A 25,929-nucleotide genomic window follows, 5' to 3' on the forward strand; every position below is an offset into this window, starting at 1 on the left:
GGCAAGCCCCAAGCGGAGAATTCTTTCAATGGCCAACCCCAAGATCACCTTCATCGGTGCCGGTTCTTCGGTGTTCATGAAGAACATCGTCGGCGACGTCCTGCAGCGCCCGGCGCTCGCCGGCGCGCGCGTGGCGCTCATGGACATCAATCCCCAGCGCCTCGAAGAGAGCGCCATCATCGCCGGCAAGCTCATCAATACGCTCGGCGTTCCGGCCACGGTCGAAACCTATACCGACCAGCGCAAGGCGCTCGACGGTGCCAACTTCGTGGTCGTCTGCTTCCAGATCGGCGGCTATGAGCCCTCCACGGTCGTCGATTTCGAGATTCCCAAGAAGTACAACCTGCGCCAGACCATTGCCGATACGCTCGGCGTCGGCGGCATCATGCGCGGACTGCGGACCGTGCCGCACCTCTGGAAGATCTGCGAGGACATGCTCGAGGTCTGCCCGGAAGCCATCATGCTCCAGTACGTCAACCCGATGGCCATCAACACCTGGGCCATTGCCGAGAAGTACCCGACCATCAAGCAGGTGGGCCTGTGCCATTCGGTGCAGGGTACCGCCCACGAGCTCGCCCACGATCTCGACATTCCCTATGACGAGATCCGCTATCGCGCCGCCGGCATCAACCACATGGCGTTCTACTTGAAATTCGAGCACCGCCAGCCGGACGGCTCCTATCGCGATCTCTACCCGGACCTCGTCCGCGCCTATCGCGAAGGCCGCGCGCCCAAGGCGGGCTGGAACCCGCGCTGCCCCAACAAGGTGCGCTACGAGATGCTGACGCGCCTGGGCTATTTCGTGACCGAAAGCTCCGAGCACTTCGCCGAATACACGCCCTATTTCATTAAGGAAGGCCGCGAGGACCTGATCGAGAAGTTCGGCATCCCGCTCGATGAATATCCCAAGCGCTGCGTCGAGCAGATCTCGCGCTGGAAGACGACCTCCGAGGAATACCGCAAGGCTGACCGCATCGAGGTCAAGGAGAGCAAGGAATACGCCTCCGCCATCATGAACTCGGTGTGGACGGGCGAGCCCTCGGTGATCTACGGCAACGTTCGCAACAACGGCTGCATCACTTCGCTGCCGGACAATTGCGCTGCCGAAGTGCCGTGCCTCGTCGATGCCTCGGGCATCCAGCCGACCTATATCGGCGCGCTGCCGCCCCAACTCACCGCCCTCATCCGCACCAACGTCAACGTTCAGGAACTGACCGTTGCCGCGCTGATGACCGAGAACAAGGACCACATCTACCACGCCGCCATGATGGACCCGCACACGGCCGCCGAACTGGATCTCGACCAGATCTGGCACCTTGTTGACGACCTCCTGGTCGCCCACGGCGACTGGCTCCCCGAATGGGCGCGTTCCAACCGCAAGAAAGTCGCCTGAGGACAAGTTCCCTCCCTGTATCCCCGGCGAGCAATCGCCGGGGTTTTTTGCTTTTTGGGGGGACGTTGGAGGGACTGGTAGAGCTAGCAGGTCTCCTTCCCCCTTGTAGAGCGGGAACTCGGTGCCGTGTCTCCGCCCACCCGCACCCTCAATCCCTTCCCCACAGGAGGCTGAGGCCTATGGAGCGCATCGAAGTTCCCCGACTCACTCCTGCCGCATTCCACGCCCCCTATCGAAACTCCCCGGCCAATCTGCTCTAATGCTGCCATGATGAATCAGTCCCCCGCCGAGACCGCGCTCAGTCGCGCCATGATCCGGTGGTCGCTGACCAAGGCGACGCCGGTCACCGAAACGCCGACCAGCACGATCTACAAGGTCGAGCAGAACGGTCGCGATCCGGCTGCGCTCAAGGTTCTCAAGCCCGGCAGGTCCGAGGACGAGCGGCGCGGCGGTGCGCTGCTCGCCTGGTATGGCGGGGAAGGGGCAGTGACCGTGTTCGACAGCACGGACGATGCCGTCTTTATGGAATGGGTCGAGGGCAAGACGCTGGGGGATCCGGCGCGCCAGGGCCGCGACGAGGAGGCCACCGAGGCTTTCGGCCATGTCGTCCAGCTACTGCACAAGCCGCGCGACGACGCTCCCGAGGACCTCATCCCGCTGCGCCAGCGTTTCCAGGCGCTCTTCGAGACCAATGTCCGTGCCTGGCCCTATACCGCCCGCGACCTCTATGCGCGCGCCGTCGGCATCGGCCTGGCCATGTTCGACAAGCCCTCCCGTGTGGTGCCGCTGCACGGAGACCTCCATCACGACAACATCCTTTCGTCCTCGCGCGGCTGGCTGGCGATCGATCCCAAGGGCCTGCTGGGCGACCCGACCTATGAGGTCGCCAACGCCTTCATCAACCCGCTCGGAGCCCAGAAGCTGACCGCCGATCCGGGCCGTATCGCCCGCCTTGCCGACAGCTTCGCCGTGCGTCTCGGCTTCAACCGCAAGCGCATCCTCGGCTTCGCGGCCGCGCACGCGGCGCTTTCGGCTTGCTGGGATATCGAAGATGGCAACTCCATTGCCGGCCAGCTCGACGTGCTGCCCCATCTCCTCACGGCCTACGACAAGGCCTGAGGCGAGCCTACTCTGCTGCCCGGCGATAGCTCGAGGGCGGCTTGCCGGTCAGCGCCGCGAAGGCCTTTGAAAAATGCGCCTGGTCGAAATAGCCCAGGGCGTGGGCGAGCGCGGTGAGGCTGGTTTCCTCGTTCCGGTTGAGGGCCTCGACCGCCTCGATCATGCGGTAGCGGTCGATGACCCATTTCGGGCCGACCCCGACATAGTCCTCGAAAAGCCGCTGCACGCTGCGGGCGGTGACACCGGCGAGCCCCGCCAGCGCCGCGACGCTGAAAAGGTCGGGGGCGCGTGAAATCTCGGCGACGAGACGCCGGGCCTCCTCGGCGCGCGGATCGGGATCGGGCAGTCTCTCGCGCAGGATGTCTTCGACCCGGTCCGCCATCGTCGCCGGATCGTTGGCGCCGCGCAGTTCTTCCTTCAGTATCCGCTCGTCTACGCCGAAGACCGACTGCACGGGGACGGTGCGGTCCGTGATTTCGTGCATCGGCCGGCCGAGGAAGCCGCGGAACATTCCGGGCCGGAACTTCGTCCCGACCACCGCGCCGCGCCCTTCAAGCCGATAGGTGAACTTGGCGCGCTGCAGCCCGAAAATGCCGGTGCCGCCGACCGGATCGATCACCAGGTGCTGGCTGGGATGAGGCAGGTTTTCCTGAGTATAGGGCGCTTCCAGATCCCAGATCACCAACCAGAAATGCTCGATGAACGGTTCCAGGTCCTCGCTGGCCGCCAGCCGCAAGAGCTCGAAGTTCTTGAAGCTTTCGGCCCGATGCAACAAGCCGCGCGCGGGATCGTTCTGCTGGTCGATGACGATGCGTTCGAGCGTCTGTCGCAAATCTACAATTCCCCTCGCCGCACCCGCGCTAGGCTGGTCACATCAATAAAGGAGGCGATCATGAACAAGGCCAAGGGCACCATTCTGCACAACAACTGGGACGAAAAGCCCTACCACGAGGCTCCGCCGCAGAAATCCACCAAGGCCAGCATTGACGTGGTCTTCAAGGGCGACCTCGCCGCCGATGCCAAGACCGATTTCCTTATGCAATACCCCAATGATTCCCTTTGCCACTATTCCGGTTACCTCTTGGTCGACGGCACCCTGGCGGGCAGGAAAGGCACCTTCATGATCTACGAGGTCGGCACATGGGAGAACGGCGTGGCCAGCTCCAGCTGGGAGATCGTCAAGGGCTCGGGGACCGGCGAACTCGCCGGGATTTCCGGCAAGGGCAGCTACGCGGCCGAGCACGACAAGACCGTCCACTACGAAATCGACTACACCTTGCCCTAAGCCATATCCCTCACGGCCTGCAGGAATTCGGCATGCCCCATCGCCCGGGTGGCGGCCTGCTTGTATTCCTTGACCAGTTCGTCATGGGTCTTCTTGGCGAAGGCCCGCAGCTTCGGATCGCGCGCCATTTCGGCCCTGGCCACCGCGGGGTCGAGAAGCCCCAGCCCGTCCAGCACCGGATAGTGCAACTGCGTCTCGATATGAGGTAATCCACCCAGATAGTTGGGAAAATGCTCGGCGCGCGGCATCTCCGTGCGCCAGCGCGCCAGCCGCTCCTGCGTTTCCGGATGCAGCCGCTCCGCCCGCACGTTGCGCCAGAACGGGGTGTCGTCGCGCTCGGTCGCATAGTGAGTGTTCACGAACGTGCGGAAGTCGTCGACCTGCCGGCCAACGCGGCGGTTGTAGTCGTCGCGCTCCGCCGGGGTCATCCTGCCCGGTTCCTTGAGGTAATGCTCGGCGAACAGCATCATCTGCACGATCGTGCCGTGGATCGAAGTCGATTCCAGCGGTTCGAGGAAGCTCGAACTCAGCCCCACCGCCACGCAATTGCCCATCCAGGCCTTTTCCAGCCGGCCGATGCTGAAGCGGATATCGTCGCGGACTTCGATCTCATGGCCCAGGGCCCGCTCGACTTCGAGCTTGGCCTGCTCGGGCGTGGTGAACTCGTCCGAATAGACATAGCCGCAGCCATAGCGGGTCTGGGTTGGTATCTGCCACATCCAGCCATTTTCCTGCGCCCAGGCAAGGGTGTAGTTGGCGATCTCGTCGCCTTCCTTGATGTCGAGCCAGAAGGGCAGGGCGCGATTGACCGGCAGTTCCCTGGCATATGAGATCCAGGGCGCCTGCAATTCCTGGACGATGAGGCGCTTGCGGAACCCGGTGGCGTCTATGAAGAAGTCGCCTTCCAGCCGCTCCCCGCTGTCGAGCTTGAGCGCGGTGATGTCCCCGCTTTCGCCGTCCCGCTCGACGCCTTCCACCACGGCATCGACGATCTCGACCCCGTTGGACTTGCGCTTGAGATACTTGCCTACGAGCGATTGATCGAAATGGTAGGCATGGTGGAACGGTCCGAGACGGACCAGCGACCCATCCGCCTTGCGCGCATAGGGCGCTTTCCTGCGCTCGAGCAGCGGCCCGAAAAGGTGCATGTCCTGCACCTTCTTGCCCACCGAAACCGCATAGACATTGAGATAGTCCGAGGGCGCGCCCTGCGGCGGCTGCACCACCTGGTGCGGATCATCGATCGGGCCGTAATAGGTAAATCCCTTCCGCCGCCAGTCCTGGTGCCGAATGCCCAGCTTGAAGGTCGCCTCGGTCTCGCGGAAGAATTCGAACTCATCGATGCCGAAGTGCTGGAGGAAGACGCGGAAAGCCGCCGTCGTCGCCTCGCCTACCCCGACGGTGCGGATTTTGGAGGACTCGACCACCGAAATCGTGGCGTCCAGCTTCATGCGCCTGGCGCTGTCCTGGATGATGAAGGCCGCCAGCCACCCGGCGGTCCCGCCTCCCACGATCACGAAACGCGACGGCTTTGCCATTGTCCTGCTTCCTCCCCTGGCCGCACTAAACAGGGGCGGTCGGCGCCGCGCAAGGCGCGCCCCGTTCGGATTTCGAGCGAACTCTTCCTGATTTCGCCGCGATCGTCCTACATTGCCGTTGCAGCACGAATCGGGACCCCAGACATGCTCGTTCTTTCCCGCCGCGGTTTTCTCGTCGCGGCCGCGGCCACGACCCTTTCGGCCTGTACCACCACCATGCCGGCCATCGCTCCGGCGGATAATTCTCCCGAGGCCCTGACGACGGAGTCCATCCTGCGCCAGGTCAACGAAGTGCGCGCCGCCAACGGCCGCCCCGCCTGGACGTGGAATCCGCAACTGGCCGAGGCCGCCCGCAGCCAGGCCCGGCTGATGGCCTCGAAGGACAAGCTCTCGCACGATCTGGGCGTCACGCTGCGCGAACGCGTCACGGCCGCCGGCTATGCCGGCGCGGTAGGCGAGAATGTGGCCGGTGGCCACAAGTCGCTTCCGGCGGCGCTCGAGGGCTGGCTGGCCTCTCCCGGCCATCGCGAGACGCTGCTGAGCACCAAGTTCGTCGAGTTCGGGCTGGCCTTCGCGCGGACGCCGGGCAAGAGCCGCATGGGAATCTACTGGGCCCTAATCGCCGGCGGATCGTTCGATGCCTGGCGGGTCTATCTCTAGCGGGTGAGTTTCTCGGGTGGGATGGGCCGCGTCGGTCACCCGACACAGCGCACCCCCTCAGGCAACCGAATGTCTTAGCTCAGCGTCCGCCGCACGGCGTCGTCCCATCCCTTGAGCTTTGCTTTGCGCACCTTCGGGTCCATCTTCGGCTCGAACCGCCGGTCGCGCGCCCAGCTCTTGGCGAAAGCTTTCGCGCCGGGCCAGACCCCGGCCTTCGAGCCGGCGAGCCAGGCCGCGCCAAGCGCGGTAGTCTCGAGGATCGTCGGCCGATCGACCGGCGCATCGAGGACATCGGCAAGGAACTGCATGGTCCAGTCCGAAGCCACCATGCCGCCATCGACTCGGAGCACCGTGTCCTGCCCGGATCCCTTCCAGTCCTTGCGCATGGCCTCGAAGAGATCGCGCGTCTGGTAGACCACCGATTCCAGGGCCGCCTTGGCGATCTCGGCGGCGCCAGTGGCGCGTGTCAGCCCATAGATGGCCCCGCGGGCTTCGGCATCCCACCAGGGCGCGCCCAGCCCGACAAAGGCGGGCACCATGTAGACATGCTGGCCCGGATCGGCCGTGTGCGCCAGCGCCCCGGTCTCAGCGGCGGTCTTGACGATCTTGAGCCCGTCGCGCAGCCACTGCACGGCAGCCCCTGCCACGAAGATCGAGCCTTCTAGCGCATAGGTCGTCTTGCCGTCGAGCCGATAGGCGATGGTCGAAAGCAGCCGGTGCTTGGACTTGACCAGTTCGTCGCCGGTATTGAGCAACGCAAAGCACCCGGTGCCGTAGGTCGATTTGAGCATGCCGGGCTCGAAGCACGCCTGACCGATCGTGGCGGCGTGCTGGTCGCCTGCCACGCCCAGGATGGGGATGGCCGCGCCGAACAGGCCGGCATCGGTAACGCCGAAATCGTCGGCGCAATCCTTGACCTCGGGCAGCAGTTCCTTGGGCACGCCGAGCAGGTCGAGAAGCTCCTCGTCCCACCTGTTCTTGGCGATATTGAACATCAGCGTGCGGCTGGCATTTGTGGCGTCGGTCGCGTGGACCTTGCCGCCCGTCAGGCGCCAGATGAGGAAGCTGTCGACCGTGCCGAAGGCGAGTTCGCCTGCCACGGCGCGCTTTCGCGCGCCTTTCACCTTGTCGAGCAACCAGCGCACCTTGGTGCCCGAGAAGTACGGGTCGAGCAGCAACCCGGTCTTGCGGGTGAAGACCTTTTCCTTGCCGGCCTTCTTCAAGGCATTGCAGAGCGGGGTCGTACGCCGGTCCTGCCATACGATGGCGTTGTGGATGGGCTTGCCGGTGGCGCGCTCCCAGATGAGGCTGGTCTCGCGCTGGTTGGTGATGCCGATCGCGGCGACTTCGGCGGCCGAGATGCCGGCCTTTTCGAGCGCGGTGCGTATGGCCCAGACCACGCTCTCCCAGATCTCCTCGGGGTCATGCTCGACCCATCCCGATTGCGGGAAGATCTGGGTGAACTCCTTCTGCCCGACCCCCGCGACGGCCTGCTTCTCGTCAAAGACGATGGCGCGGCTCGATGTCGTGCCCTGGTCGATGGCCAGCACGTATCCGCTCATGTAACTCCCCCTTAAATGCGCGTCGCGAGGCGCTTGGCCATGTAGGCTGCCAGCCGCGCCTTCTCATCCTCTGTAACAATCAGGCCGAGTTTGGAGCGACGCCACAAGACGTCCTCCGCCGAGACCGCCCACTCCTCCTCCATGAGGTAGTCGACCTCGCGGGCCGAAAGGTCCGCTCCGAACATCTCGCCAAGCTCGGCGACGGACGAGGCTTCGTTCAGGATGAAGCGGGCCCGTGTACCGTAGTGCCGCATCAGGCGCCTGAGGAGCGCCGCGGGCAGGGCAGGGTAGTCGCGCTTGAGCTTTTCGACTTCCGCATCGAATGCCAGCGGCTCGAACTCGCCACCCGGCAGCTTGGCCGATTTCGTCCACGGTTCGCCACGCTTGCCGAGGACGCCCTCGATCTTCTCGAGCACCGACTCCGCCAGCCGGCGCGAGGTAGTGAGCTTGCCGCCGAAGACGTTGACGACCGCCCCTGTCGCCGCATCGCCCTCGACCTTGAGCACGTAGTCGCGCGTCGCCTCCTGGGCGGCGCTGGCGCCGTCGTCGAAGAGCGGGCGCACGCCCGAATAGGTCCAGACGATATCCTCGCGCCGCACCGGCTCCTTGAAATATTCGCTCGCCGCCTTGCAGAGGTAGTCGGTCTCCTCCTCGGATATCTTCACCTTGGCAGGGTCCGCCTTGTAGTCCTGGTCGGTGGTGCCGATGAGCGTGAACTCGCGCTCATAGGGAATGGCGAAGATGATGCGGCCATCCGGGTTCTGGAAGAAGTAGCAGCGGTCATGCTCGAACTTCTTGCGGATGACGATATGGCTGCCTTTGACCAGCCGCACGTTGTGCGCCCCGTTATTGCCCATCGCTTCCACGATCACGTGGTCAACCCAAGGGCCGGCGGCATTGACGAGGAGCCTTGCCCGCACGGCTTCGCGCACGCCGGTATCGATGTCCTCGATATCGATGGTCCAGGCGCCCTGGCTGCGGCGGGCCGAGGTGACCTTGGTGCGCGTGCGGATTTCCGCGCCCCGTTCGCGGGCGTCGAGCGCATTGAGCGCCACGAACCGCGCATCATCCACCCAGCAGTCGGAATATTCGAACGCCGTCTTGTAGCCCGGCTTGAGCGGCTTGCCGGCCTCGTCGGTGCGCAGGTCCAGCGTGCGGGTCGGGGGCAGGAGCTTGCGGCCACCCATATAGTCGTACATGAACAGGCCCGTGCGCAGCACAAAGGCGGGCCGCAGGCCCTTCTGGTAGGGCAACACGAACCGCAGCGGCCGAATGATGTGCGGCGCGGCCGCCCACAGGACTTCCCGCTCGGTCAGCGCCTCGTGGACGAGGCGGAACTCGTAGTGCTCGAGATAGCGCAACCCGCCATGGATGAGCTTGGTCGCCGCCGATGACGTGCCCGAGGCCAGATCGTTCATTTCGGCCAGCATCACCGAATAGCCGCGGCCCACCGCGTCACGCGCCACCCCGGTGCCGTTGATGCCACCGCCGATGACGAAAATATCGTGGATCCCCGGCTCGTTACCCGCCTCGGACATGGGCGTATTCTCTCCCGTTTTCTTTGTTCTTTAGCCCCTTGGAAGGCACGAGGCTAGCCGCTGCCGGGTGACGAAAGCATGAAGGTCGCGCCATGGCTACGCCCATTGTTCCTGCGACCAATTTATCCCTCTCCGGCTTGGCTTTTCTGCACTATGGTCCGGGCTTTGAAGAGGGCGGAATGACCGAACAACTGACCACCGACATCCGGCTCGCCGGTTTTGAGCGCGATCCCCGCTGGCAGGCGGTATCCGATGAGTCGAATCGGCGCCCGCCGCTGCCGCTGCCCTTGCCCGGAACCTTGACCCATCTCGTCTTCCGCACCGACGACATCGGCTCGGACCGGCACTACGAACACGTCCACGCCCTGCTTTTCGCCTGGCAGGCCAAGGTCGATCTCGACCGCCCCGACCAGGTCCTGGCGCAGACCGATGCCCTTTCCATCAAGTGGGAGCGGCACACCGAGTTCTGCTCGCTCACGGTTCTCACCAGGGAAGGCGTCAGCCCGCCCGTCGAACCCGACTTTCCGCAGACATGGCGCGAAACCGCGCCGGCCCCGCTCCTGCTTGCTTTGCGCGTCACCGCCGAAGCCACCACGGCCGATCTCGCCCGCCTCCTCACCGAGCGCCAGCAGCGCGGACCCGAGCACATGGCCTCGCTCGTCAATGGCGGGGAGGCGCTGGTCGAGACCGATTTCAAGCCCGGGACCGATGGCTTCACGCACATCGCCATCCTCACCAGCGACCCGAGTCACTACCGCGCCGGCCGGCTGGCCCAACGCCTGACGGAGGTCGAGACCTATCGCCTGCTCACGCTCTATTCCTGGCCCGATGTTCAGAGTGCAGGCCCCAAGCTCAACGAGATCGATCGCGGCCTAATGGACCTGACCGAGGAGCTGAGCGATCCCAAGCCGGGCGCCGACAGCGAATTTCTCAAGCGCCTGACGGCCCTTGCCGGCGAACTCGAGCGCGTCACCGCCCAGACCCATTTCCGCCTCAACGCCTCGAGCGCTTATTACGACCTGGTGCAGCGGCGCCTCGAGGACCTGCGCGAAGATCGCGTTTCCGGGGCTCAGCGCATTTCGAGCTTCGTCAACCGCCGGCTCAATCCGGCCGCGCGCACCTACCGGTCCATCCTCAACCGCCAGCGCGAGATGTCCGATCGGGTGGCGAGAACCAGCCAGTTGCTGCGCAGCCGCGTCGACGTCGAGCTGGCCGAGCAGAACCAGGCCATCCTGCGCTCGATGAACCAGCGCTCCGAGCAATCCTACCTGCTCCAGCAGACGGTCGAGGGGCTCTCGGTGGTGGCGGTGAGCTACTACGCGCTCGGCATTCTCACCTACGTTCTGGGCATTGCCGCCGCCTACGATCATGCCATCGACCCCAAGCTCTGGGCCGGCATTCTGGCTCCGGTCGTGGTCATTCTCACCTGGTTCGGCATCCGCCACCTGCGCGAGCGGGTGCACAAAGGCGGCCATTGAACTTTTCGCGCCCCGATAGTGGCGGGGTGGAAATTCGGGCACATTCCTCCCAGATAGTGCACCAACGCGATTCACGAGGCCCGAACCCGATGAACCTCAAAGTCTTGACCCTGGCCATGCTCGCCCTATCGGCCACCGTCATCCCGGTAGCGGCGGCGCCTTTCTGCACGGGTGGCACCGGCGTCAACCTCAGCTTCGGCTTCATGATCGGCCCGCAATATTCCGAAGAGGACCGCGCGGACCTGGCCCGCACGCAACTGCGCCGCCACGGCGTGGATGCAACCCGGGTCGAGTTCTGGAACGGATGCCTGCGTGCCTTCGTGCGCCAGCCGGATGGCAGCGAGAAGATGGAGTTCTACGATCCGGATACCTTCCAGCAGGTCTATTGAAACCTGTCCGGACAATTGCGCCGATTTCACCCTGATTGCCGGTCTTTAACTGGCCTCAGGGCACCGGCCGGCGGAGACTCCAAGGCATGGATCTGAGCCAAGGAGTCCACCAATGTTTACCCGACTTACCCTTGCCGCGATCGCCGTCGCCGGATGCGCCGGCCTGGCCCTGCCCGCACAGGCGGCAACAACTCCGGTGAAAGCCGCCGACGACATGGCGGCCTGCTACAATACCGGCAATTCCAAAGACATCAACGATGATACCGAGGCCATTGCCGCCCGCCTGGGCGAGCACGGCTATAACGTCTCGGGCGTCGAAGAATGGGGTAGCTGCATACGCGCCTATGTGACCGATTCCCACGGCCGCACGAGTATGGAGCTGTTCGACCCCGACACGCTCAAGCCGATCAACCCGACCAATGTCGGCTAGCTGCCGGGGGAAGGGGCGCGGCCTCATCCCTGCGCCCCTTACCAAACTTGCCAATAATTCATGCGCTTGCGCCCTCGCTCGCCGGAACGTGAACCCCCATATCCACGTTGTTCGAATTTAGAGCTTTGGAGCGTCCCTCATGCAAAAGTTGTTGCTTCCCGTTTTGCTGGCCGTCAGTTCGGTTGGCGCCATGGCCCTTCCGGCGCAGGCGGCAAGCGTGCCGCGTTGCGAGATCGGCAGCTCGACCGACCATTTCGACGCTGACGAGAACGAGCTGCGCGTCCGCGGCCTGGGCCTCAATGTCCAGCGCGTGGAAGAGTGGAACAACTGCATCCGCGCCTATGTCCGCAATGCGGACGGCTCAGAGAGCGTCATGTATTTCGATCCCGTCTCCCTGCGCCAGGTAGGCGGGGATTATCAGGGGTTCTGATCATGAAACCTCTCGCCCTACTGGCGTTGACCCTGGTGGGACTGCCCTTGGCGGTCCCCGCCCAGGCGAGCCAGCCCAGTGTCTGCACGACCCAGACCGGTTCGGTCGACCTGAGCGACATCAAGACCCGACTGCAGGGCCCGAACATCACCAGCGTCGAGCAATGGGGCGGGTGCGTGCGCGTCACCATCCGCAAGCCCGATGGACGCCTCTCCGAAATGCTGGTCAACCCGCAGACCCTGCAGGTCGTCCCCGGCGGCGTGATCGTCCGCTAGCCCTTGCGGGCCGCCTTGCCCTTGAACGTCACCTCGATCCCCGAGCCTGCGACGAAATAGGCGAAGCCGTTCGGTCCCAGCGAGAGCCGCTTGCCCTGTAGTTCGGCATTCTGGGAAATCGGATCGGGATCCGACGACGCGCCTTCCACGGTAACGGTCAGCGCTTCGGGCGAGAGGTTGAAGACGCACACGACATCGCCATCGGCACTCTTACGCCTGAACGCTAGCACCGGCTCGCCGGTCTTGAAGAAGGCGATGTCGCCATCGACCAGCGCGTCGTGCTGTTTGCGCCAGTTGAGGAAGCGCCGGTAGAAGTTGAGGAGCGAGGCCTCGTCGGCATTCTGGCCGGTGACGTTGAGCGCCGAATGCTCGGGCTTGACCGGCAGCCAGGGCTTGCCGCTGGTGAACCCGTTCGGCGTCTCGCCTTCGTCCCAGGGCATGGGCGTGCGGCAGCCGTCACGTCCCTTGTATTCGGGCCAGAAGCGCTTGCCTGGCGGATCGGTCAGTTCCTCGTAGAGAATGTCGGCCTCGGGCAGGCCAAGCTCTTCGCCCTGATAGAGGCACACGCTTCCGCGGAACGAAGTCAGGAGCGCCACGGCCTGCCGCCCAAGTTCTGCCGGGCTCCGGGCGTGTTCGGCCCAGCGCGTCATGTGCCGGTTGACGTCGTGGTTGGAAAAGCTCCAGCAGGGCCAGCCATCCTTGCCGGCCTTGAAAAAGGCCTCGATGCGGCTGCGGAAGTGCTCGGCGGTGAAGGCATTGCCCAGGAATTCGAACGAATAACACATATGGAGCTTGTCGCCGCCCGAGGTGTATTCGGCCATGAGCGGCACCGCCTTGTGGCTGTCGCCGACCTCGCCCACCGAAGTGGTGTTGGGATAACGGTCGAGCAGCTTGCGCACCTTGCGCATGAATTCGACGTTCTCGGGCTGCGACTTGGAGTAGCGATGCTCCTGCATGTCGTAGGGGTTGACCGCATAGGGCAGGTGCTCGGGGCGCCGCGCCGGCGGATTGTTCCGCAATTGCGCGTCGTGGAAATAGTAGTTGACCGTGTCGAGCCGGAACCCGTCCACGCCCCGTTCCAGCCAGAAGCGCATCACATCCAGCACAGCATCCTGAACCTTCGGGTTGTGGAAGTTGAGATCGGGCTGCTCGATGAGGAAATTATGGAAGTAGTACTGCCCACGCGATGGGTTCCATTCCCACGCACGGCCGCCGAAGACCGAGGGCCAGTTGTTGGGCGGCGAGCCATCCTTCTTGGGATCGGCCCAGACGAACCAGTCGGCGCGGGCATTGGTGCGGTTGAGCCGGCTTTCGCGGAACCAGGGGTGCTGGTCGGAGGTGTGGCTGAGCACCTGATCGATGATCACCTTGAGGCCCAGGGCATGGGCGCGATCGATGAGGGCGTCGAAATCCTCCATCGTCCCGAACAGGCGATCGACCGCGATGTAGTCCGACACATCGTAGCCCATGTCGGCCTGCGGGGACTGGAAGATAGGGGAGAGCCAGATGGCGTCCACGCCCAGGCTCGCTATGTGGTCCAGCCGACGCATCACTCCGGGAAGATCGCCTATGCCGTCGCCATTAGTGTCCTGGAACGAGCGCGGATAGACCTGGTAAATCACGCCGCCGCGCCACCATTCCCGCATGACCGTCTCCCTGTTCGAGCTTGGGTAACTCTTTCTATTCAGATCGGTTCCTGCTTCGGACGGCAAGTGGCAAAGCGCTTGCGTCACCCCATCGGCTTGCGCAAACTTGCGCCCTCACAGGAGAGCACGAGCATGGTTCACGTCCTGCGCTTCGCAGATCGGCCTCCGGCCAAGAGCCGTACGATCAAGTTCGAGGGCGGTCCATACGGTACCGGCGTTTCCTTCTTCGCCGTCGACAACAATCCAGGCGAGGGCCCGCCCCTGCACGTCCATCCCTACTCGGAGACCTGGATCGTCAAGCGCGGGCTGGGCCGGTTTACGGCCGGCGATGAGGTGCTAGAGGCCGGACCCAACGACATCGTGGTCGTCGGGCCCAACGTGCCGCACAAGTTCCTCAATATCGGCACCGACCGTCTCGAGGTCCTCTGCATCCACGACGCCCCCGAGATCGACCAGACCAATCTCGAATAGGCCTAGACCACGGGGCTGGGCAGCGGAGCGCCCTTGAACTGGGCAAGGAGGTTTTCGACGACCAGCGCGCCCATGGCGTCGCGGGTCTGCTGGGTTGCACTGCCCAGGTGCGGGGAGAGCACGACGTTGTCCATGCCCATGAGGGCTTCGGGCACGTTCGGCTCCCGCGCGAAGACATCAAGGGCCGCGCCGCCGAGCTTGCCCGATTGCAGCAGGTCGACCAGCGCTTCCTCGTCCACCACCGAGCCGCGCGCGATATTGACGAGCATCCCCTTGGGGCCAAGGGCTTCGAGGACTTTTCGCGAGACGATCCTCTCGGTGCCCTTGCCGCCCGGCGTCATGATCACGAGCCAATCGCTGTCGCGGGCCATGTCCTCGAGCCTGTCGTAGTAGACATAGGGCACTTTCTCCTGTCGGTGCCGGCCATGATAGACGACCCGCATCTTGAGCCCCTGGGCGCGGCTGGCGATTTCCTTGCCGATCCGCCCCAGCCCCAGGATGCCGACCGTGCGCCCGGTAAGTTCGAATGAGAACGGAAAGCGCTCTCCCTCGGCCCATCGCCCGGACCGCACGAAGGCGTCCGCCTGCACGATGCGGCGCGAGAGGGAGAGCATGAGCCCGATCGCCAGCTCCGCCACCGCGTCGTCGAGGACGTCGGGCGTATTGGTGACGTGGATGCCGCGCTGCCTGGCGGTCGCGACGTCGATGGAATCGTAGCCGACTCCGAAACTGGCGATGATCTCGAGATTGGGCAGCGCATCCATGAGCGCCGCATCGACCTTGCCGCCGGCCGCGACGCCGCGGATGCGCGGCCCGACTTCCCTGAGCAGCGCCTCGCGGTCTTCGGCTTCGAAGAGCTTGTGGACGACGAAGTTGCTGGCCAGCGCGTCCTCGCAGGTGGACAGGAGCCGGTGGGCCTGAAGGATTTCGACGGTCATGTTGCCTCCGTTTGCGGGCGGTCAGGAGCCGAGCAGCCAGAGCCACCCGGAGATCGTGAAGATGGAAAGCCCCGTGGTGATGAGGATCGTGCTGTTGGCCACGCTGATCCCGCGATTGTAGTAGGTCGCGAAGATATAGGCATTGATGCCCGTGGGCATGGCCGCCAGCAGCACCCCGTACCGGGCCATTTCCAGCGGAACGTGAAGCACGTGCACCATCAGCACGTAGGCGATCAGCGGATGGAACACCAGCTTGAATGCCGACATGGCACTGGCCTGCACCCAGCTTTCGGAAATCTTGTATTCGTTAAGCGCGCCACCCAGCCCGAAGAGCGCGGCGGGCAGCACCGCCTGGGCCATCATCGTGACGAAGGCCGTGGCGGGTTCGGGAAGCTTGACGTGCAGCAGGTTTCCCACGAGGCCCAGCCCGACGCCCCAGAGCAACGGATTCTGGACGATCCGCATGCCCGCGACCGCCAGCACCTTGTGCAGCGGGGCAGCATCGCGCCGGACCAGTTCCATGACCAGCATGCCGATGGTGATGAGGCAGGGCGCGTGGAACGCGATGATCGAATAGACCACCGGCATCGCCTCCTGCCCGTAGGCGCGCTGGATGATGGGGATGCCGATCAGCACTGTATTGGTGAACATCGCCGCGAAACCGGAGGCCACGCCTTCGCCCGGCCGGTTCTTGAACACCTTGATGGCGATGATCGTGCCCACCGTCAGCGAGGTCAGCGCGCCGATATAGAAGGGGGCGATGATCGCCGGGTTGAAGGTCGTCGAGAAATCCGCCGTCAGCATGGCCTCGAAGAGCAGGCACGGGGTGGCGAAGTTGTTGACGAACGTCACCAGGCCTTTGACGCCCTCGGTCGGGTAGAGCTTGAAGCGCACGGCCCCGTAGCCCAGCGCCACGATGGCGAAGACCGGAATGACGACGTTGAATATGGCGAGCACGGGCGGAGGTCCGTTGGGCGGGTAGTATGGTAGTGGTACACAGCCCCGTCCCCGAGGGGAAGGGCTAAGCGGGCTGACTGTCGCTCGCTGACACCATCATTGCAACGACCGGAATGGCGATGGTGAGCATGAGCAGGCGCGAAACATGGTGCGCCGCGATGAAGGCGGTATCGTAGCCAAGGGCCACGCCGAGCGCTCCCATGCCTTCCAACGCCCCGGGCGAGAGGCCAAGCCAGATCTGGCCGAAGGGCATGTCCACCACCAGACTGGCGCCATAGGCGATGGCGGTGACGACGCCGACGCTCATGGCCGTGGCGATGAGGCCGCCGATGGCGGCCCGGCGGAATTCGGTGACGGTGATGCCCGCAAAGCGCGAGCCGATGAGGGCCCCCACCAGCACGAAGGTGGCGCTGGCGAGCGGCACCGGCATGGCGCCTTCGAACAGCCCACCCAGCTTGGCGGCGGTAGCGGCGGCCATTGCGCCCAGCACCATGCCGGCCGGAACCCGCAACCGGCCAAAGACGACGCCGGTGACGGCGCAGGCGAGGGCGAGCAGCACCAGGGTCGGGAGATCCATGAACTTGACCGGCGCCGCCACCGCGAAATGCTCGATGGGCAGGAACAGCGCACCCAGGGGAACGCACAGGGTCAGCATCATGATGCGGATGACCTGGATGATGGTGATCTGGCGCGAATCGCCCAACCCCGTTGCGGCAATTCCCATCACGAACGACAGATGCCCGGGGAAGGAACTGAGATAGGCCGTGGCCCGATCGAGGCCGAAGAGCTTGCGCAGCATGTAGCCGGTGGAGGCGATGATGATCACCAGTTCGAGCACCAGCGCCAGCAGCGTGATCGGCCACTGCACGATCAGCGAGAGGCTGTCGCGGGCGACGCTCGCACCCATGGACATGCCGGTGAGAACGAACGTGATGTCGCGCAGCCAGCCGGGCATCGCGACCCTGACCCCTGACAATGCGGCCACGGCAACCGCCAAAGCCCCGCCCATCAGCCAGCCGGCAGGCAATTGCAGCGCGGTGGCGACCAGCCCGCCAGCAGCCGAAATCGCCAGGGTCAGCAGCGTGCGGAAGAGGACGTTGGCGCGGAGAGGCTGGTTGGTCATGATAGTCCGGCGGCGCCGTCGGGCGCCGCTTTGAGGGAGAGCTAGGCGCCGGCCGGCATGGCCATTTCGGCGAGCTTGACCCAGTAGCTCGTGCCCTGGGGGATGACGTCGTCGTTGAAATCGTAGGTGTCGGTGTGCAGTTCGGAAGTGTCGCCGTTGCCCACGAAAATATAGGCGCCCGGGCGAGCCAGGAGCATGTAGGAGAAATCCTCCCCACCCATGCTGGGGGCTACGTCGGTGTCGACCTTGTCCTTGCCCACGACCTCGGCCGCCGCCCGCGCCGCAAAGGCGGTCTGCGCCTCATGGTTGACCGTGACCGGATAGCCGCGCCGGAAGCCGATCTCGACCTTGGCCCCGAAGGCGACCGCAACGTTGGTGGTGATCTCGCGCAGGCGCTTTTCGGCCAGGTTGCGCACCTCTTCGTTATGTGCGCGAATGGTGCCGACCACCCGGGCCGTGCGCGGAATGACGTTGAAGGCCTCGCCGGCCTGGATCATCGTGACCGAAAGCACCGCCGGCTGGAGTGGGTCGATATTGCGGGCGACCACGGTTTGCAGCGCCGTCACGATGTGAGCGGCGGTCGCGACCGGATCGATGGTCATGTGCGGCTTGGCCGCGTGTCCGCCCACGCCCTCGATCATGATATTGAATTCGTCGGTCGAAGCCATGATGCCGCCGTTGCGGATCGCGAAGGTGCCGGCTTCGATCCCCGGCCAGTTGTGCATGCCGAAGACTTCCTGGATCCCGAAGCGGTCCATCAGGCCATCGTCGATCATGGCCTTGCCGCCGGCGCCACCCTCTTCGGCGGGCTGGAAGATCACCACGACCGTGCCATCGAAATTGCGGGTTTCGGCCAGGTACTTGGCAGCGCCGAGCAGCATGGCGGTGTGTCCGTCATGGCCGCAGGCGTGCATCTTGCCCTGCGTCTGGCTGGCGTATTCCTTGCCCGTCCGCTCGTTGATCGGCAGCGCATCCATGTCGGCGCGCAGGCCGATCACCTTCCCGCTCGTATTCTTGCGGCCCTTGATCACGCCCACCACGCCCGTGCGCCCGATGCCGGTCGCCACTTCGTCCACGCCGAACGACTCCAGCAGTTCGGCCACTTTGCCGGCGGTGCGGACGACGTCGTACTGAGTTTCGGGGTTTGCGTGGAAGTCGCGTCGCCAGGCGGCGATTTCAGGATGAAATTCCGCAATACGATTGATGACAGGCATGAAAAGTCTCGGTCGGTTAAGCCGCAACTCTCGCCTGCCGGAAGGTGATTGGTCAACCTCCCAAGGGCAGGGGAGGGCAACAGATTTTCCTCGCCGCGTCCGCCGCGGAGTTCAGAATTCCTTGTCCCCGCCTGCGATCTTTGCCAAGACAGCCACCAAATAGACGGGAGCCCGAACCCCATGAAAATCCTCGTCGCGGTCAAGCGCGTGGTCGACCACAACGTTCGCATCAGGGTGCGCCCGGACCTGTCCGGCGTGGAAACCGAAAACGTGCGCATGTCGATGAACCCGTTCGACAAACACGCCGTCGAGGCCGCCGTGCAACTGGCCGAGGCGGGCAAGGCGGACGAGATCGTCATCGTCTCGATCGGTCCCAAGCAGGCCAATGACGTGATCCTCACCGCCCTCGCCATGGGCGCGCATCGCGGCATCCTGGTCGAGGCCGCCGAAAAGCTCGAGACCCTGGCCATCGCCAAGCTGCTCAAGGCCGTGGCCGACGAGGAAAAGCCCGATCTCATTCTCCTGGGCAAGCAGGCGGTTGACGACGATTCCAACCATGTGGGGCAGATGCTCGCCGGCCTCCTCGACTGGCCGCAGGCGACGTTCGCCTCCGAGATCAAGGCGGGCGACGGCGCCCTGGAGGTGACCCGCGAGGTCGATTTCGGCCGTGCGACCGTCTCGGTATCGCTGCCCGCCATCGTCACGGCCGACCTGCGGCTCAATACGCCGCGCAACGCCGCGCTGCCCATGGTCATGAAGGCCCGCCAGAAGCCGCTAGCGGTGCGTCCGCTGGCCGACTTCGCCGTCGATGTCGCACCGCGTCTCGTCATCGAGAAGGTCTCGCCGCCGGCCGAACGGCCGGGCGGGCGCAAGGCCGGCGATGTGGGTGAACTCGCCGGCATTATCGCCGCCGAACTCAAGGAACTGGAGGCGCTCTGATGGCCACGCTCGTTCTCGCCGACCACGACCTCGGCCAGCTTTCCCCCGCCACTGCCCGCATCGTCGCCGCGGCGGCTCAACTCGGCGCGCCCGTCGATGTGCTGGTGGCCGGCGCAGGCGTCGACGCGGTCGCGTCGTGCGCCGCCGCCATCGAGGGTGTCGCTAAGGTCCGCGTGGCGCAAAGCCAGGCGCTGGCTACCCTTTCGCCCGAGGCACTGACGACGCTTCTTCTCACCCTGGCCCCGCAATACGACGCCATCGTTGCCGGTTCGGCTGCCGTGGGCCGCGATGCCATGCCCCGCCTCGCCGCCAAACTCGACCTCATGCCCGTCACCGACATCGTGGCCGTCCATGGCCCCGGCCGGTTCGACCGCCCGATCTACGCCGGCAATGCCATCGAGACTGTCGCCTCCAGCCAGGCCAAGAATGTTCTCACCATCCGCGCTGCCGCCTTCCGTCCGGCAGGGCAGGGCGGTCCAGCGCCGATCGAAGCAATCGATGCCTCCGATGTTTCGGCCCTCGCCAGGTTCGTGGCAGCCCATCGCACCGAAAGCGACGTGCCCGACCTCGCTACCGCCCAGATCGTGGTTGGCGGCGGCGTCTCGGTAGGTTCGGCCGAGGGCTTCAAACTCATCGAAAAGCTGGCCCATCAGCTCGGAGCCGCGGTCGGCGCCACCCGCGCCGCCGTCGATGCGGGCTACGCGCCCAATGACTGGCAGGTGGGCCAGACCGGCAAGATCATCGCGCCCGACCTTTACATCGCCATCGGCATCTCCGGGGCCCTCCAGCACCTGGCCGGCATCCAGGGCGCCAAGAAGATCATCGCGATCAACACCGACCCTGAAGCGCCGCTGGTCAAGATCGCCGATGTGGCGCTGATCGGCGATCTCTTCACGATCGTGCCGGCGCTGATCGCCGACCTCGAAAAGCAGGGTATTCGCCCCTAGCGGCACCCGAAACCGCGACGCCGGGCGCGCACCCGGCGCTGCGACCAAACCGCGCCACCGGCCCGAGTTTCCATTGCAAATCCTGCGCCGCCGCCTATAAAGACGGCGCGCCTTCGCGCCCTTCATCCCCTCTGGACTAGCCCGATGTTCGAGACCCTCACCAAAGCCCCTGCAGACAAGATCCTGGCCCTGATGGGCGAATTCGCCGCGGACCCGCGGAAGGAAAAAATCGACCTGGGCGTGGGCGTCTACAAAGACGAGGCGGGCGTTACCGCCATCATGACCTCGGTTACCAAGGCCGAGCAGCGTATCCTCGCCAATGCCAAGACCAAGACTTATGTCGGCATCTCCGGCAACAAGGGCTTCAACGCTGCCGTGCGTGAACTCGTGCTGGCCGACACGGTCGACGCCAAGCGTGTTCGCCTGCTGCAGGCACCCGGCGGCACCGGCGCTCTCGCCGTGCTGATGGAACTGCTCTATCGCGCAAAGCCCGATGCCACGCTCTGGCTGTCCAACCCGACCTGGCCCAACCATGCGCCCATGGCCAAGCATGCCGGCTTCAAGTTGGATTCCTATCCCTATTTCGACGCCAAGACCCGCGCCGTCGATTTCCCGGCCATGCTCGCCGCGCTCGACAAACTCGGGCCGAACGACATCGTGCTGCTGCACGGCTGCTGCCATAATCCGACCGGCGCAAACCTCACGCCCGCCCAGTGGGACCAGGTGGCGGCTTCGCTCGCCCGGACCGGAGCCTTCCCGTTGATCGACCTGGCCTATCTCGGCTTCGGCGATGGCCTGGAGCCCGATGCCTACGGCACGCGCGCCGTGGTCAAGGCCGTGCCCGAGAGCGTCATCGCGTTCTCGGGTTCCAAGAACTTCGGCCTCTACCGCGAGCGCATCGGCGCTGCCATCGTCATCGCCCGCGACGAGGCCCAGGCCGATGTCGCCAATTCGCAGCTGATGAACATCGCGCGCGTCACCTATTCCCAGCCCCCCGATCACGGCGCGGAAATCATCCGCACCATTCTCGAGGACAAGGACCTGCGCGCCGAGTGGGAAGCCGAGCTCGCGACCATGCGCAACCGCATGATCCGCCTGCGCGAAAAGCTCTCGGAAGCCATCAAGGCCAAATCCAACGCGGCCGATTTCGACTTCATCGCCGAGCACCGCGGCATGTTCTCGCTGCTGGGCCTGCCCGGTGAGGCGGTCGAAAAGCTCAAGACGGACGGCGGCGTCTACATGATCGGGGACAGTCGCATCAATGTCGCCGGAATCCCCGAAGATCGCGTCGGCGATCTCGCCAGCGCCATTCTGGGCACCATGAAATAACGGCGGGCGGGCGAGATAATGCCCGCTCCAAGTCTTGTGCGTCGGCCCCAAAGCCCGCACATATAAGTGAAAAGAATTCCTAGGAGGAAACCGATGAAGTTCTTCGTGGACACCGGTGATTTCAACGAGATCAAGGATCTGTCCGAGACTGGCCTGCTCGACGGCGTGACCACCAATCCGTCGCTGGTCGCCAAGTCCGGCCGCAACTTCAAGGAACTGATCGCCGACATCTGCAAGGTCGTGCCCGGCCCGGTTTCGGCCGAGGTCGCCGCGCTCGACTATGAAGGCATGGTCGCCGAGGGCAACGTGCTCTCCAAGATCGCCGACAATGTCGTGATCAAGCTGCCGCTGACCCTGGCGGGCCTCAAGGCCTGCAAGCATTTCAGCGATGCCGGTATCAAGACCAACGTGACGCTCTGCTTCACGCCCAACCAGGCCCTTCTGGCCGCCAAGGTCGGCGCCACCTACATCTCCCCGTTCATCGGGCGCCTGGATGACATCAACCTCGATGGCGTCGAACTGATCGAGAACATCCGCCAGATCTACGACAACTACGCCTTCTCGACCGAGATCCTGGCCGCCTCGATCCGCAGCCCCAACCATGTGACCCAGGTCGCGCTGGCCGGCGCGGACGTCGCCACCATGCCGCCGGCGGTGATCCGCAAGCTCGCCGATCACCCGCTGACGGCTTCGGGCCTCGAGGCCTTCTCGAAAGACTGGAAGGCCACCGGCCAGTCGATCCTCTAAGTGGCTGATACCCGGATTGCCGAGGCGGTACGAGCCGCCTTGGCCGGCGTGGAAATTCCAGGTGGCGGCGATCTCGCCACCTATGGCGGACTTTCCGACATCATCGTGACACCCAGCGCCGTTGCCATGGCAATCTCCGTGGCTCCGGGCATGGAAGCCGCTTTCGGTCCCGCCCGCGAGGCGGCACAGCGCGTTGCCGAAGCTGCTGCGGAAGGCCGCAAGGTCATGGTCTCGGTGACCTCTGACCGTGCCCCGGCCAATGCTGCGCCCACCGGCCAGGCCGCGGCACAAGGGCGTCCGGGCCCTGCGCCCAAGCAGCCGGTACCCGGCGTGCGCAACATCATCGCCGTCGGGTCGGGCAAGGGCGGCGTCGGCAAATCGACCACCGCCGTGAACCTGGCCCTGGCCCTGGCGGCCGAGGGCCTGCGTGTCGGCATCCTCGATGCCGATCTCTACGGTCCCTCCATCCCCAAACTCCTCGGCATCGAGGGCAAGCCCGCCGTTCGCGAAGACGGCATCTTCTCGCCCCACGAGGCCTACGGCCTCAAGGCCATGTCGATCGGCTCGATGCTCACGCCCGGCCAGGCCGTGGTCTGGCGCGGCCCGATGGCGACCTCTGCCCTGCGCCAGCTCCTGCGCGAAAGCGACTGGGGCACGCTCGACGTGCTGGTGGTGGACCTGCCGCCCGGCACGGGCGATATCCAGATCTCGCTCTTCCAGCAGGCCGAACTGGCTGGCGCCGTCATCGTCTCGACCCCCCAGGATCTGGCGCTGATCGATGCACAGAAGGCCATCGACATGATCCGGCGCATGAATATTCCGCTGCTGGGCCTCGTTGAGAACATGAGCTACTTCGTGGCGCCCGACACCGGCACGCGCTACGACATTTTCGGCCATGGCGGCGCCCAGGCGGCAGCCGAACGCATCGGCATGCCCTTCCTGGGCGAGGTGCCCCTGCACATGGCGATCCGCGAGACGTCCGACGGTGGAAAACCCGTCGTCGCCACCGACCCGGAAGGGCCGGAAGCCAAGGCGTTCCGGGCTATTGCGCAAACGATCCTGGCGCAGAACGCGACGTTGCGGCCCTGATTTTCGCGCGCCCCTGTCGTGACATCGTGGTCGGGCACTGCTACATGCAATCGATTTCATAAGCACGCGCCGGGCGAATCCAGACTGATCCGGCGATCCAGAAACGACCAATCGGGAGGGCACATGTTCTCTGTTGACCGCAAGGACTTCGGGCCGAATTTCGTATTCGGCGCCGCTACCGCCGCCTACCAGATCGAAGGCGGCCAGACCGACGGCCGCGGCACCGCGATCTGGGACACGTTCTCGGCCACCCCGGGCAACGTCAAGAACGCCGAATCCGGCCTGATCGCCTGCGACCACTATCATCGCTGGCCCGGCGACCTGGATCTCATCCGCGACGGCGGGTTCGATGGCTATCGCTTTTCGCTCTCCTGGCCGCGCCTCATCCCGGATGGCACCGGCACCGTCAACGACCAGGGCGTCGCCTTCTACGACCGCCTGATCGACGGCATGCTCGAGCGCGGTATCAAGCCCTTCGCGACCCTTTATCACTGGGATCTGCCCAGCCCGCTCCAGGACAAGGGCGGCTGGATGAACCGGGACATCGCCGGCTGGTTCGCCGACTACGCCGCGCTCGTCGCCCACAAGTTCGGCGACCGGCTCGCCGCCACCGCGACCATCAACGAACCCTGGTGCGTGGCCTTCCTCAGCCATTTCCAGGGCATCCATGCCCCCGGTTACCGCGATGTCCGCGCCGCCGCGCGCGCCATGCATCACGTGCTTCTCGCCCACGGCACCGCCATCGACGCGCTGCGCGCCGAGGGCGCCAAGAACCTGGGCATCGTGCTCAACCTCGAAAAGTCCGAGCCGGCCAGCGACAAACCCGCCGATATCGAGGCGGCGAACCTGGGCGACGCCATCTTCAACCGCTGGTACCTGGGCGGCGTCTTCAAGGGTCAGTACCCCGATGAACTGACCTCGATCCTGGCGCCTTATCTGCCCAGGGACTGGCAGAAGGACATGCCGATCATCTCGCGCCCGCTCGACTGGGTCGGCATCAACTATTATACGCGCGGCCTCTATCGCGCCTCGCCCGAAACCCCAATCTTCCCGATCGCCAAAGCCGAAGGCACGCTCGAGGCAAACGACCTGGGCTGGGAAATCTACCCGCAGGGCCTGACCGACCTGCTCGTGCGCGTTTCGACCGAATACACCAAAGTGCCGATCTACGTGACCGAGAACGGCATGTCCGAGGACAATGACGAGCGCCGCGTCGCCTATTACGATGCCCACCTCCAGGCGGTGAACGCCGCCCAGAAGCAGGGTGCCGACGTTCGCGGCTATTTCGCCTGGTCGCTGCTCGACAATTACGAATGGGCCGAAGGCTACTCGTCGCGCTTCGGCATCGTCCATGTCGACTACAAAACCCAGCAGCGCACCCCCAAGGGCAGCTACCGCGCCTTCCAGGGCATGCTCCACAACACGCGCTGAGCCCGGCTTTCGTGCTAATATCCCCTTCCTCACCCGAGGGAGGGGAAAATGGCGCAGGATCAGAACGAGGTTGTCTTCAACTACGGTGACGATGCGATCATCGAGCGCATCGACGCGGCGCTGACCCGGGCCGGGCACGATCCGGCCCACGTCAAGCCCGACGACCTCTACCCCTTCGACCAGTTGCATGGCCGTCAACTCGCCGCCACGCGCGAGCATGTGGCCCGGCTCGCGCCGGACCTGCACATGCATGTGCTCGATATCGGCAGCGGGGTGGGCGGCCCGGCCCGTTACATCGCCACCGCCATCGGAGCGCGTGTGACGGGCATCGACCTCACCCCGCAATTCGTTGCCACCGCCCGCGAACTGACGCGACGATGCGGGTTGGAGCGCCGCGTGGAGTTCGTCGAGGGCAACGCCGCCCACATGCCCTTCGCGCCCGAGACATTCGACGCCGCCATATGCCTCTATGTGGGCATGAACATCCCCGACAAACCCGCCGTCCTCGCCGAGGCGTTTCGCGTGCTCAAGCCCGGCGCGCGGTTGCTCTGGAGCCAGGTCGTGGCGGGGCAGGGGACGCCGCATTACCCGCTCCCCTGGGCCCGCAACGCCCAGGCCAGTCATGCCGGTCCTCCCGATGAACTGCGCGCGGCGCTCACCGGCGCGGGCTTCGAGATTCTCGAATGGGTCGACGAGACCGCGGCATTGCTGCCGGCGGGTGGCGCCGCTCCACCGCCGGGCGCCGACCCTTCGGTCAACCAGCTCGTGATGGGCGCCGACTTCGTCGAACGGCGCAAGGATTTCATGGCGAGCCTTGCCGAAGGCGCGCTTCGCAGCGTCGTCGTGCTGGCGCGCAAAGCAGGTCCGTAACGCCAGCGCAATCGATTCAACCGGGGCTTTAGCCAAAACCCGGCTTGGCAATCGACCGGCTTTATGCCAAAGGTGCCCAACCGCTAACTGCCTAGCGACGTGACATATTCAAAAGCCAAAACGTTTTGGCA

The 25,929-nt window shown here is 64.9% G+C and carries 26 protein-coding genes; 17 read left to right on the forward strand and 9 right to left on the reverse strand.

The annotated features are described in order from the left end of the window. Positions 1-28 precede the first annotated feature (28 nt). Positions 29-1,393: an alpha-glucosidase/alpha-galactosidase gene (melA, locus tag FNA67_RS04440; RefSeq protein ID WP_049704039.1), complete on the forward strand. Its 1,365-nt coding sequence runs from the start codon at positions 29-31 to the stop codon at positions 1,391-1,393. Positions 1,394-1,660: 267 nt separating this feature from the next. After that, positions 1,661-2,512 (forward strand): aminoglycoside phosphotransferase family protein, encoded by an 852-nt coding sequence (locus FNA67_RS04445; RefSeq protein WP_049704040.1) that lies wholly within the window; start codon positions 1,661-1,663, stop codon positions 2,510-2,512. Between the two features lie 7 nt (positions 2,513-2,519). Here the strand turns inward: FNA67_RS04445 and FNA67_RS04450 are convergent, their stop codons facing one another. Then, entirely contained in the window at positions 2,520-3,344 is an 825-nt protein-coding gene (locus FNA67_RS04450) for a helix-turn-helix domain-containing protein (protein ID WP_170267206.1), read from the reverse strand. A 60-nt stretch (positions 3,345-3,404) separates the two neighbouring features. Here FNA67_RS04450 and FNA67_RS21830 point away from each other — a divergent pair, with 60 nt between their 5' ends. Next, positions 3,405-3,797, forward strand: a complete 393-nt coding sequence (locus FNA67_RS21830) for a DUF3224 domain-containing protein (protein ID WP_053167641.1) — start codon at positions 3,405-3,407, stop codon at positions 3,795-3,797. Here the strand turns inward: FNA67_RS21830 and FNA67_RS04460 are convergent. Next, complete coding sequence (locus tag FNA67_RS04460; protein ID WP_147655203.1) at positions 3,794-5,335, reverse strand: tryptophan halogenase family protein; 1,542 nt, start codon at positions 5,333-5,335, stop codon at positions 3,794-3,796. The two genes, FNA67_RS21830 and FNA67_RS04460, sit on opposite strands and share 4 nt — an antisense overlap. A 144-nt stretch (positions 5,336-5,479) precedes the next feature. On the opposite strand from FNA67_RS04460, the gene FNA67_RS04465 reads away from it, so the two are divergent. Continuing rightward, a complete protein-coding gene (locus tag FNA67_RS04465) occupies positions 5,480-5,995 on the forward strand; it encodes a CAP domain-containing protein (protein ID WP_147655204.1) in 516 nt (171 codons plus the stop codon). Between the two features lie 74 nt (positions 5,996-6,069). On the opposite strand, the gene glpK is transcribed toward FNA67_RS04465, so the two are convergent. Both glpK and glpD read right to left on the reverse strand, forming a co-directional pair. Continuing rightward, the gene (glpK, locus tag FNA67_RS04470; protein ID WP_147655205.1) at positions 6,070-7,557 is read right to left on the reverse strand and encodes a glycerol kinase GlpK; all 1,488 of its coding nucleotides are present in this window, start codon (positions 7,555-7,557) and stop codon (positions 6,070-6,072) included. A gap of 11 nt (positions 7,558-7,568) precedes the next feature. Then, the gene (glpD, locus tag FNA67_RS04475; RefSeq protein WP_147655206.1) at positions 7,569-9,095 is read right to left on the reverse strand and encodes a glycerol-3-phosphate dehydrogenase; all 1,527 of its coding nucleotides are present in this window, start codon (positions 9,093-9,095) and stop codon (positions 7,569-7,571) included. 179 nt (positions 9,096-9,274) lie between these two features. Between glpD and FNA67_RS04480 the strand changes: the two genes are divergently transcribed. From FNA67_RS04480 to FNA67_RS04500, 5 genes are all read left to right on the forward strand, one after another. Continuing rightward, positions 9,275-10,573, forward strand: a complete 1,299-nt coding sequence (locus FNA67_RS04480; RefSeq protein WP_170267207.1) for a DUF3422 domain-containing protein — start codon at positions 9,275-9,277, stop codon at positions 10,571-10,573. Between the two features lie 89 nt (positions 10,574-10,662). Beyond that, complete coding sequence (locus FNA67_RS04485; protein WP_147655208.1) at positions 10,663-10,962, forward strand: hypothetical protein; 300 nt, start codon at positions 10,663-10,665, stop codon at positions 10,960-10,962. 112 nt (positions 10,963-11,074) lie between these two features. Next, positions 11,075-11,392 carry a PepSY domain-containing protein gene (locus tag FNA67_RS04490; protein WP_147655209.1) on the forward strand — a complete coding sequence of 106 codons (318 nt, stop codon included), beginning with the start codon at positions 11,075-11,077 and terminating at the stop codon, positions 11,390-11,392. 139 nt (positions 11,393-11,531) lie between these two features. Further along, positions 11,532-11,822 carry a PepSY domain-containing protein gene (locus FNA67_RS04495; protein ID WP_049704048.1) on the forward strand — a complete coding sequence of 97 codons (291 nt, stop codon included), beginning with the start codon at positions 11,532-11,534 and terminating at the stop codon, positions 11,820-11,822. A gap of 2 nt (positions 11,823-11,824) precedes the next feature. Then, on the forward strand, positions 11,825-12,097 hold the full coding sequence (locus FNA67_RS04500) for a PepSY domain-containing protein (RefSeq protein ID WP_049704049.1): 273 nt from the start codon (positions 11,825-11,827) through the stop codon (positions 12,095-12,097). On the opposite strand, the gene FNA67_RS04505 is transcribed toward FNA67_RS04500, so the two are convergent. After that, entirely contained in the window at positions 12,094-13,743 is a 1,650-nt protein-coding gene (locus FNA67_RS04505; protein ID WP_147655210.1) for an alpha-glucosidase, read from the reverse strand. The genes FNA67_RS04500 and FNA67_RS04505 overlap by 4 nt on opposite strands. A gap of 132 nt (positions 13,744-13,875) precedes the next feature. Here FNA67_RS04505 and FNA67_RS04510 point away from each other — a divergent pair, with 132 nt between their 5' ends. After that, complete coding sequence (locus tag FNA67_RS04510; RefSeq protein ID WP_147655211.1) at positions 13,876-14,214, forward strand: cupin domain-containing protein; 339 nt, start codon at positions 13,876-13,878, stop codon at positions 14,212-14,214. 2 nt (positions 14,215-14,216) lie between these two features. Here the strand turns inward: FNA67_RS04510 and FNA67_RS04515 are convergent, their stop codons facing one another. The 4 genes from FNA67_RS04515 to FNA67_RS04530 form a co-directional block, all read right to left on the reverse strand. Then, positions 14,217-15,152 carry a 2-hydroxyacid dehydrogenase gene (locus FNA67_RS04515; RefSeq protein WP_147655212.1) on the reverse strand — a complete coding sequence of 312 codons (936 nt, stop codon included), beginning with the start codon at positions 15,150-15,152 and terminating at the stop codon, positions 14,217-14,219. A gap of 21 nt (positions 15,153-15,173) precedes the next feature. Further along, positions 15,174-16,109 carry an AEC family transporter gene (locus tag FNA67_RS04520; RefSeq protein ID WP_147655213.1) on the reverse strand — a complete coding sequence of 312 codons (936 nt, stop codon included), beginning with the start codon at positions 16,107-16,109 and terminating at the stop codon, positions 15,174-15,176. 64 nt (positions 16,110-16,173) lie between these two features. Continuing rightward, the gene (locus tag FNA67_RS04525; RefSeq protein ID WP_147655214.1) at positions 16,174-17,232 is read right to left on the reverse strand and encodes an AbrB family transcriptional regulator; all 1,059 of its coding nucleotides are present in this window, start codon (positions 17,230-17,232) and stop codon (positions 16,174-16,176) included. 41 nt (positions 17,233-17,273) lie between these two features. Further along, entirely contained in the window at positions 17,274-18,446 is a 1,173-nt protein-coding gene (locus tag FNA67_RS04530) for a M20 aminoacylase family protein (protein ID WP_147655215.1), read from the reverse strand. Positions 18,447-18,626: 180 nt separating this feature from the next. Here FNA67_RS04530 and FNA67_RS04535 point away from each other — a divergent pair, with 180 nt between their 5' ends. The 7 genes from FNA67_RS04535 to FNA67_RS04565 all read left to right on the forward strand — a co-directional run bounded on the left by FNA67_RS04535 (position 18,627) and on the right by FNA67_RS04565 (position 25,798). Then, positions 18,627-19,385: an electron transfer flavoprotein subunit beta/FixA family protein gene (locus tag FNA67_RS04535; RefSeq protein WP_147655216.1), complete on the forward strand. Its 759-nt coding sequence runs from the start codon at positions 18,627-18,629 to the stop codon at positions 19,383-19,385. Beyond that, complete coding sequence (locus FNA67_RS04540) at positions 19,385-20,332, forward strand: electron transfer flavoprotein subunit alpha/FixB family protein (protein ID WP_147655217.1); 948 nt, start codon at positions 19,385-19,387, stop codon at positions 20,330-20,332. Before FNA67_RS04535 ends, FNA67_RS04540 begins: the two co-directional genes overlap by 1 nt. Before the next feature lie 144 nt (positions 20,333-20,476). Next, a complete protein-coding gene (locus FNA67_RS04545; RefSeq protein WP_147655218.1) occupies positions 20,477-21,661 on the forward strand; it encodes an amino acid aminotransferase in 1,185 nt (394 codons plus the stop codon). A gap of 93 nt (positions 21,662-21,754) precedes the next feature. Next, positions 21,755-22,408 carry a fructose-6-phosphate aldolase gene (gene fsa, locus FNA67_RS04550; protein ID WP_049704059.1) on the forward strand — a complete coding sequence of 218 codons (654 nt, stop codon included), beginning with the start codon at positions 21,755-21,757 and terminating at the stop codon, positions 22,406-22,408. Continuing rightward, entirely contained in the window at positions 22,409-23,497 is a 1,089-nt protein-coding gene (locus FNA67_RS04555) for an Mrp/NBP35 family ATP-binding protein (RefSeq protein ID WP_145976661.1), read from the forward strand. A gap of 123 nt (positions 23,498-23,620) precedes the next feature. Further along, positions 23,621-24,928, forward strand: a complete 1,308-nt coding sequence (locus FNA67_RS04560) for a GH1 family beta-glucosidase (protein WP_147655219.1) — start codon at positions 23,621-23,623, stop codon at positions 24,926-24,928. A 48-nt stretch (positions 24,929-24,976) separates the two neighbouring features. Further along, on the forward strand, positions 24,977-25,798 hold the full coding sequence (locus tag FNA67_RS04565) for a class I SAM-dependent methyltransferase (RefSeq protein ID WP_147655220.1): 822 nt from the start codon (positions 24,977-24,979) through the stop codon (positions 25,796-25,798). Positions 25,799-25,929 lie beyond the last annotated feature (131 nt).

The sequence above is a fragment of the Youhaiella tibetensis genome (genome assembly GCF_008000755.1).
GTDB lineage: Bacteria > Pseudomonadota > Alphaproteobacteria > Rhizobiales > Devosiaceae > Paradevosia > Paradevosia tibetensis.

Bases quoted from the DNA above. Each gene is read 5' to 3' on its own strand.
- melA (WP_049704039.1), top strand. From the start codon at position 29: ATGGCCAACCCCAAGATCACCTTCATCGGTGCCGGTTCTTCGGTGTTC.
- FNA67_RS04445 (WP_049704040.1), top strand. From the start codon at position 1,661: ATGATGAATCAGTCCCCCGCCGAGACCGCGCTCAGTCGCGCCATGATC.
- FNA67_RS21830 (WP_053167641.1), top strand. From the start codon at position 3,405: ATGAACAAGGCCAAGGGCACCATTCTGCACAACAACTGGGACGAAAAG.
- FNA67_RS04460 (WP_147655203.1), bottom strand. From the start codon at position 5,335: ATGGCAAAGCCGTCGCGTTTCGTGATCGTGGGAGGCGGGACCGCCGGG.
- FNA67_RS04465 (WP_147655204.1), top strand. From the start codon at position 5,480: ATGCTCGTTCTTTCCCGCCGCGGTTTTCTCGTCGCGGCCGCGGCCACG.
- glpK (WP_147655205.1), bottom strand. From the start codon at position 7,557: ATGAGCGGATACGTGCTGGCCATCGACCAGGGCACGACATCGAGCCGC.
- glpD (WP_147655206.1), bottom strand. From the start codon at position 9,095: ATGTCCGAGGCGGGTAACGAGCCGGGGATCCACGATATTTTCGTCATC.
- FNA67_RS04480 (WP_170267207.1), top strand. From the start codon at position 9,275: ATGACCGAACAACTGACCACCGACATCCGGCTCGCCGGTTTTGAGCGC.
- FNA67_RS04485 (WP_147655208.1), top strand. From the start codon at position 10,663: ATGAACCTCAAAGTCTTGACCCTGGCCATGCTCGCCCTATCGGCCACC.
- FNA67_RS04490 (WP_147655209.1), top strand. From the start codon at position 11,075: ATGTTTACCCGACTTACCCTTGCCGCGATCGCCGTCGCCGGATGCGCC.
- FNA67_RS04495 (WP_049704048.1), top strand. From the start codon at position 11,532: ATGCAAAAGTTGTTGCTTCCCGTTTTGCTGGCCGTCAGTTCGGTTGGC.
- FNA67_RS04500 (WP_049704049.1), top strand. From the start codon at position 11,825: ATGAAACCTCTCGCCCTACTGGCGTTGACCCTGGTGGGACTGCCCTTG.
- FNA67_RS04505 (WP_147655210.1), bottom strand. From the start codon at position 13,743: ATGCGGGAATGGTGGCGCGGCGGCGTGATTTACCAGGTCTATCCGCGC.
- FNA67_RS04510 (WP_147655211.1), top strand. From the start codon at position 13,876: ATGGTTCACGTCCTGCGCTTCGCAGATCGGCCTCCGGCCAAGAGCCGT.
- FNA67_RS04515 (WP_147655212.1), bottom strand. From the start codon at position 15,152: ATGACCGTCGAAATCCTTCAGGCCCACCGGCTCCTGTCCACCTGCGAG.
- FNA67_RS04525 (WP_147655214.1), bottom strand. From the start codon at position 17,232: ATGACCAACCAGCCTCTCCGCGCCAACGTCCTCTTCCGCACGCTGCTG.
- FNA67_RS04530 (WP_147655215.1), bottom strand. From the start codon at position 18,446: ATGCCTGTCATCAATCGTATTGCGGAATTTCATCCTGAAATCGCCGCC.
- FNA67_RS04535 (WP_147655216.1), top strand. From the start codon at position 18,627: ATGAAAATCCTCGTCGCGGTCAAGCGCGTGGTCGACCACAACGTTCGC.
- FNA67_RS04540 (WP_147655217.1), top strand. From the start codon at position 19,385: ATGGCCACGCTCGTTCTCGCCGACCACGACCTCGGCCAGCTTTCCCCC.
- FNA67_RS04545 (WP_147655218.1), top strand. From the start codon at position 20,477: ATGTTCGAGACCCTCACCAAAGCCCCTGCAGACAAGATCCTGGCCCTG.
- fsa (WP_049704059.1), top strand. From the start codon at position 21,755: ATGAAGTTCTTCGTGGACACCGGTGATTTCAACGAGATCAAGGATCTG.
- FNA67_RS04560 (WP_147655219.1), top strand. From the start codon at position 23,621: ATGTTCTCTGTTGACCGCAAGGACTTCGGGCCGAATTTCGTATTCGGC.
- FNA67_RS04565 (WP_147655220.1), top strand. From the start codon at position 24,977: ATGGCGCAGGATCAGAACGAGGTTGTCTTCAACTACGGTGACGATGCG.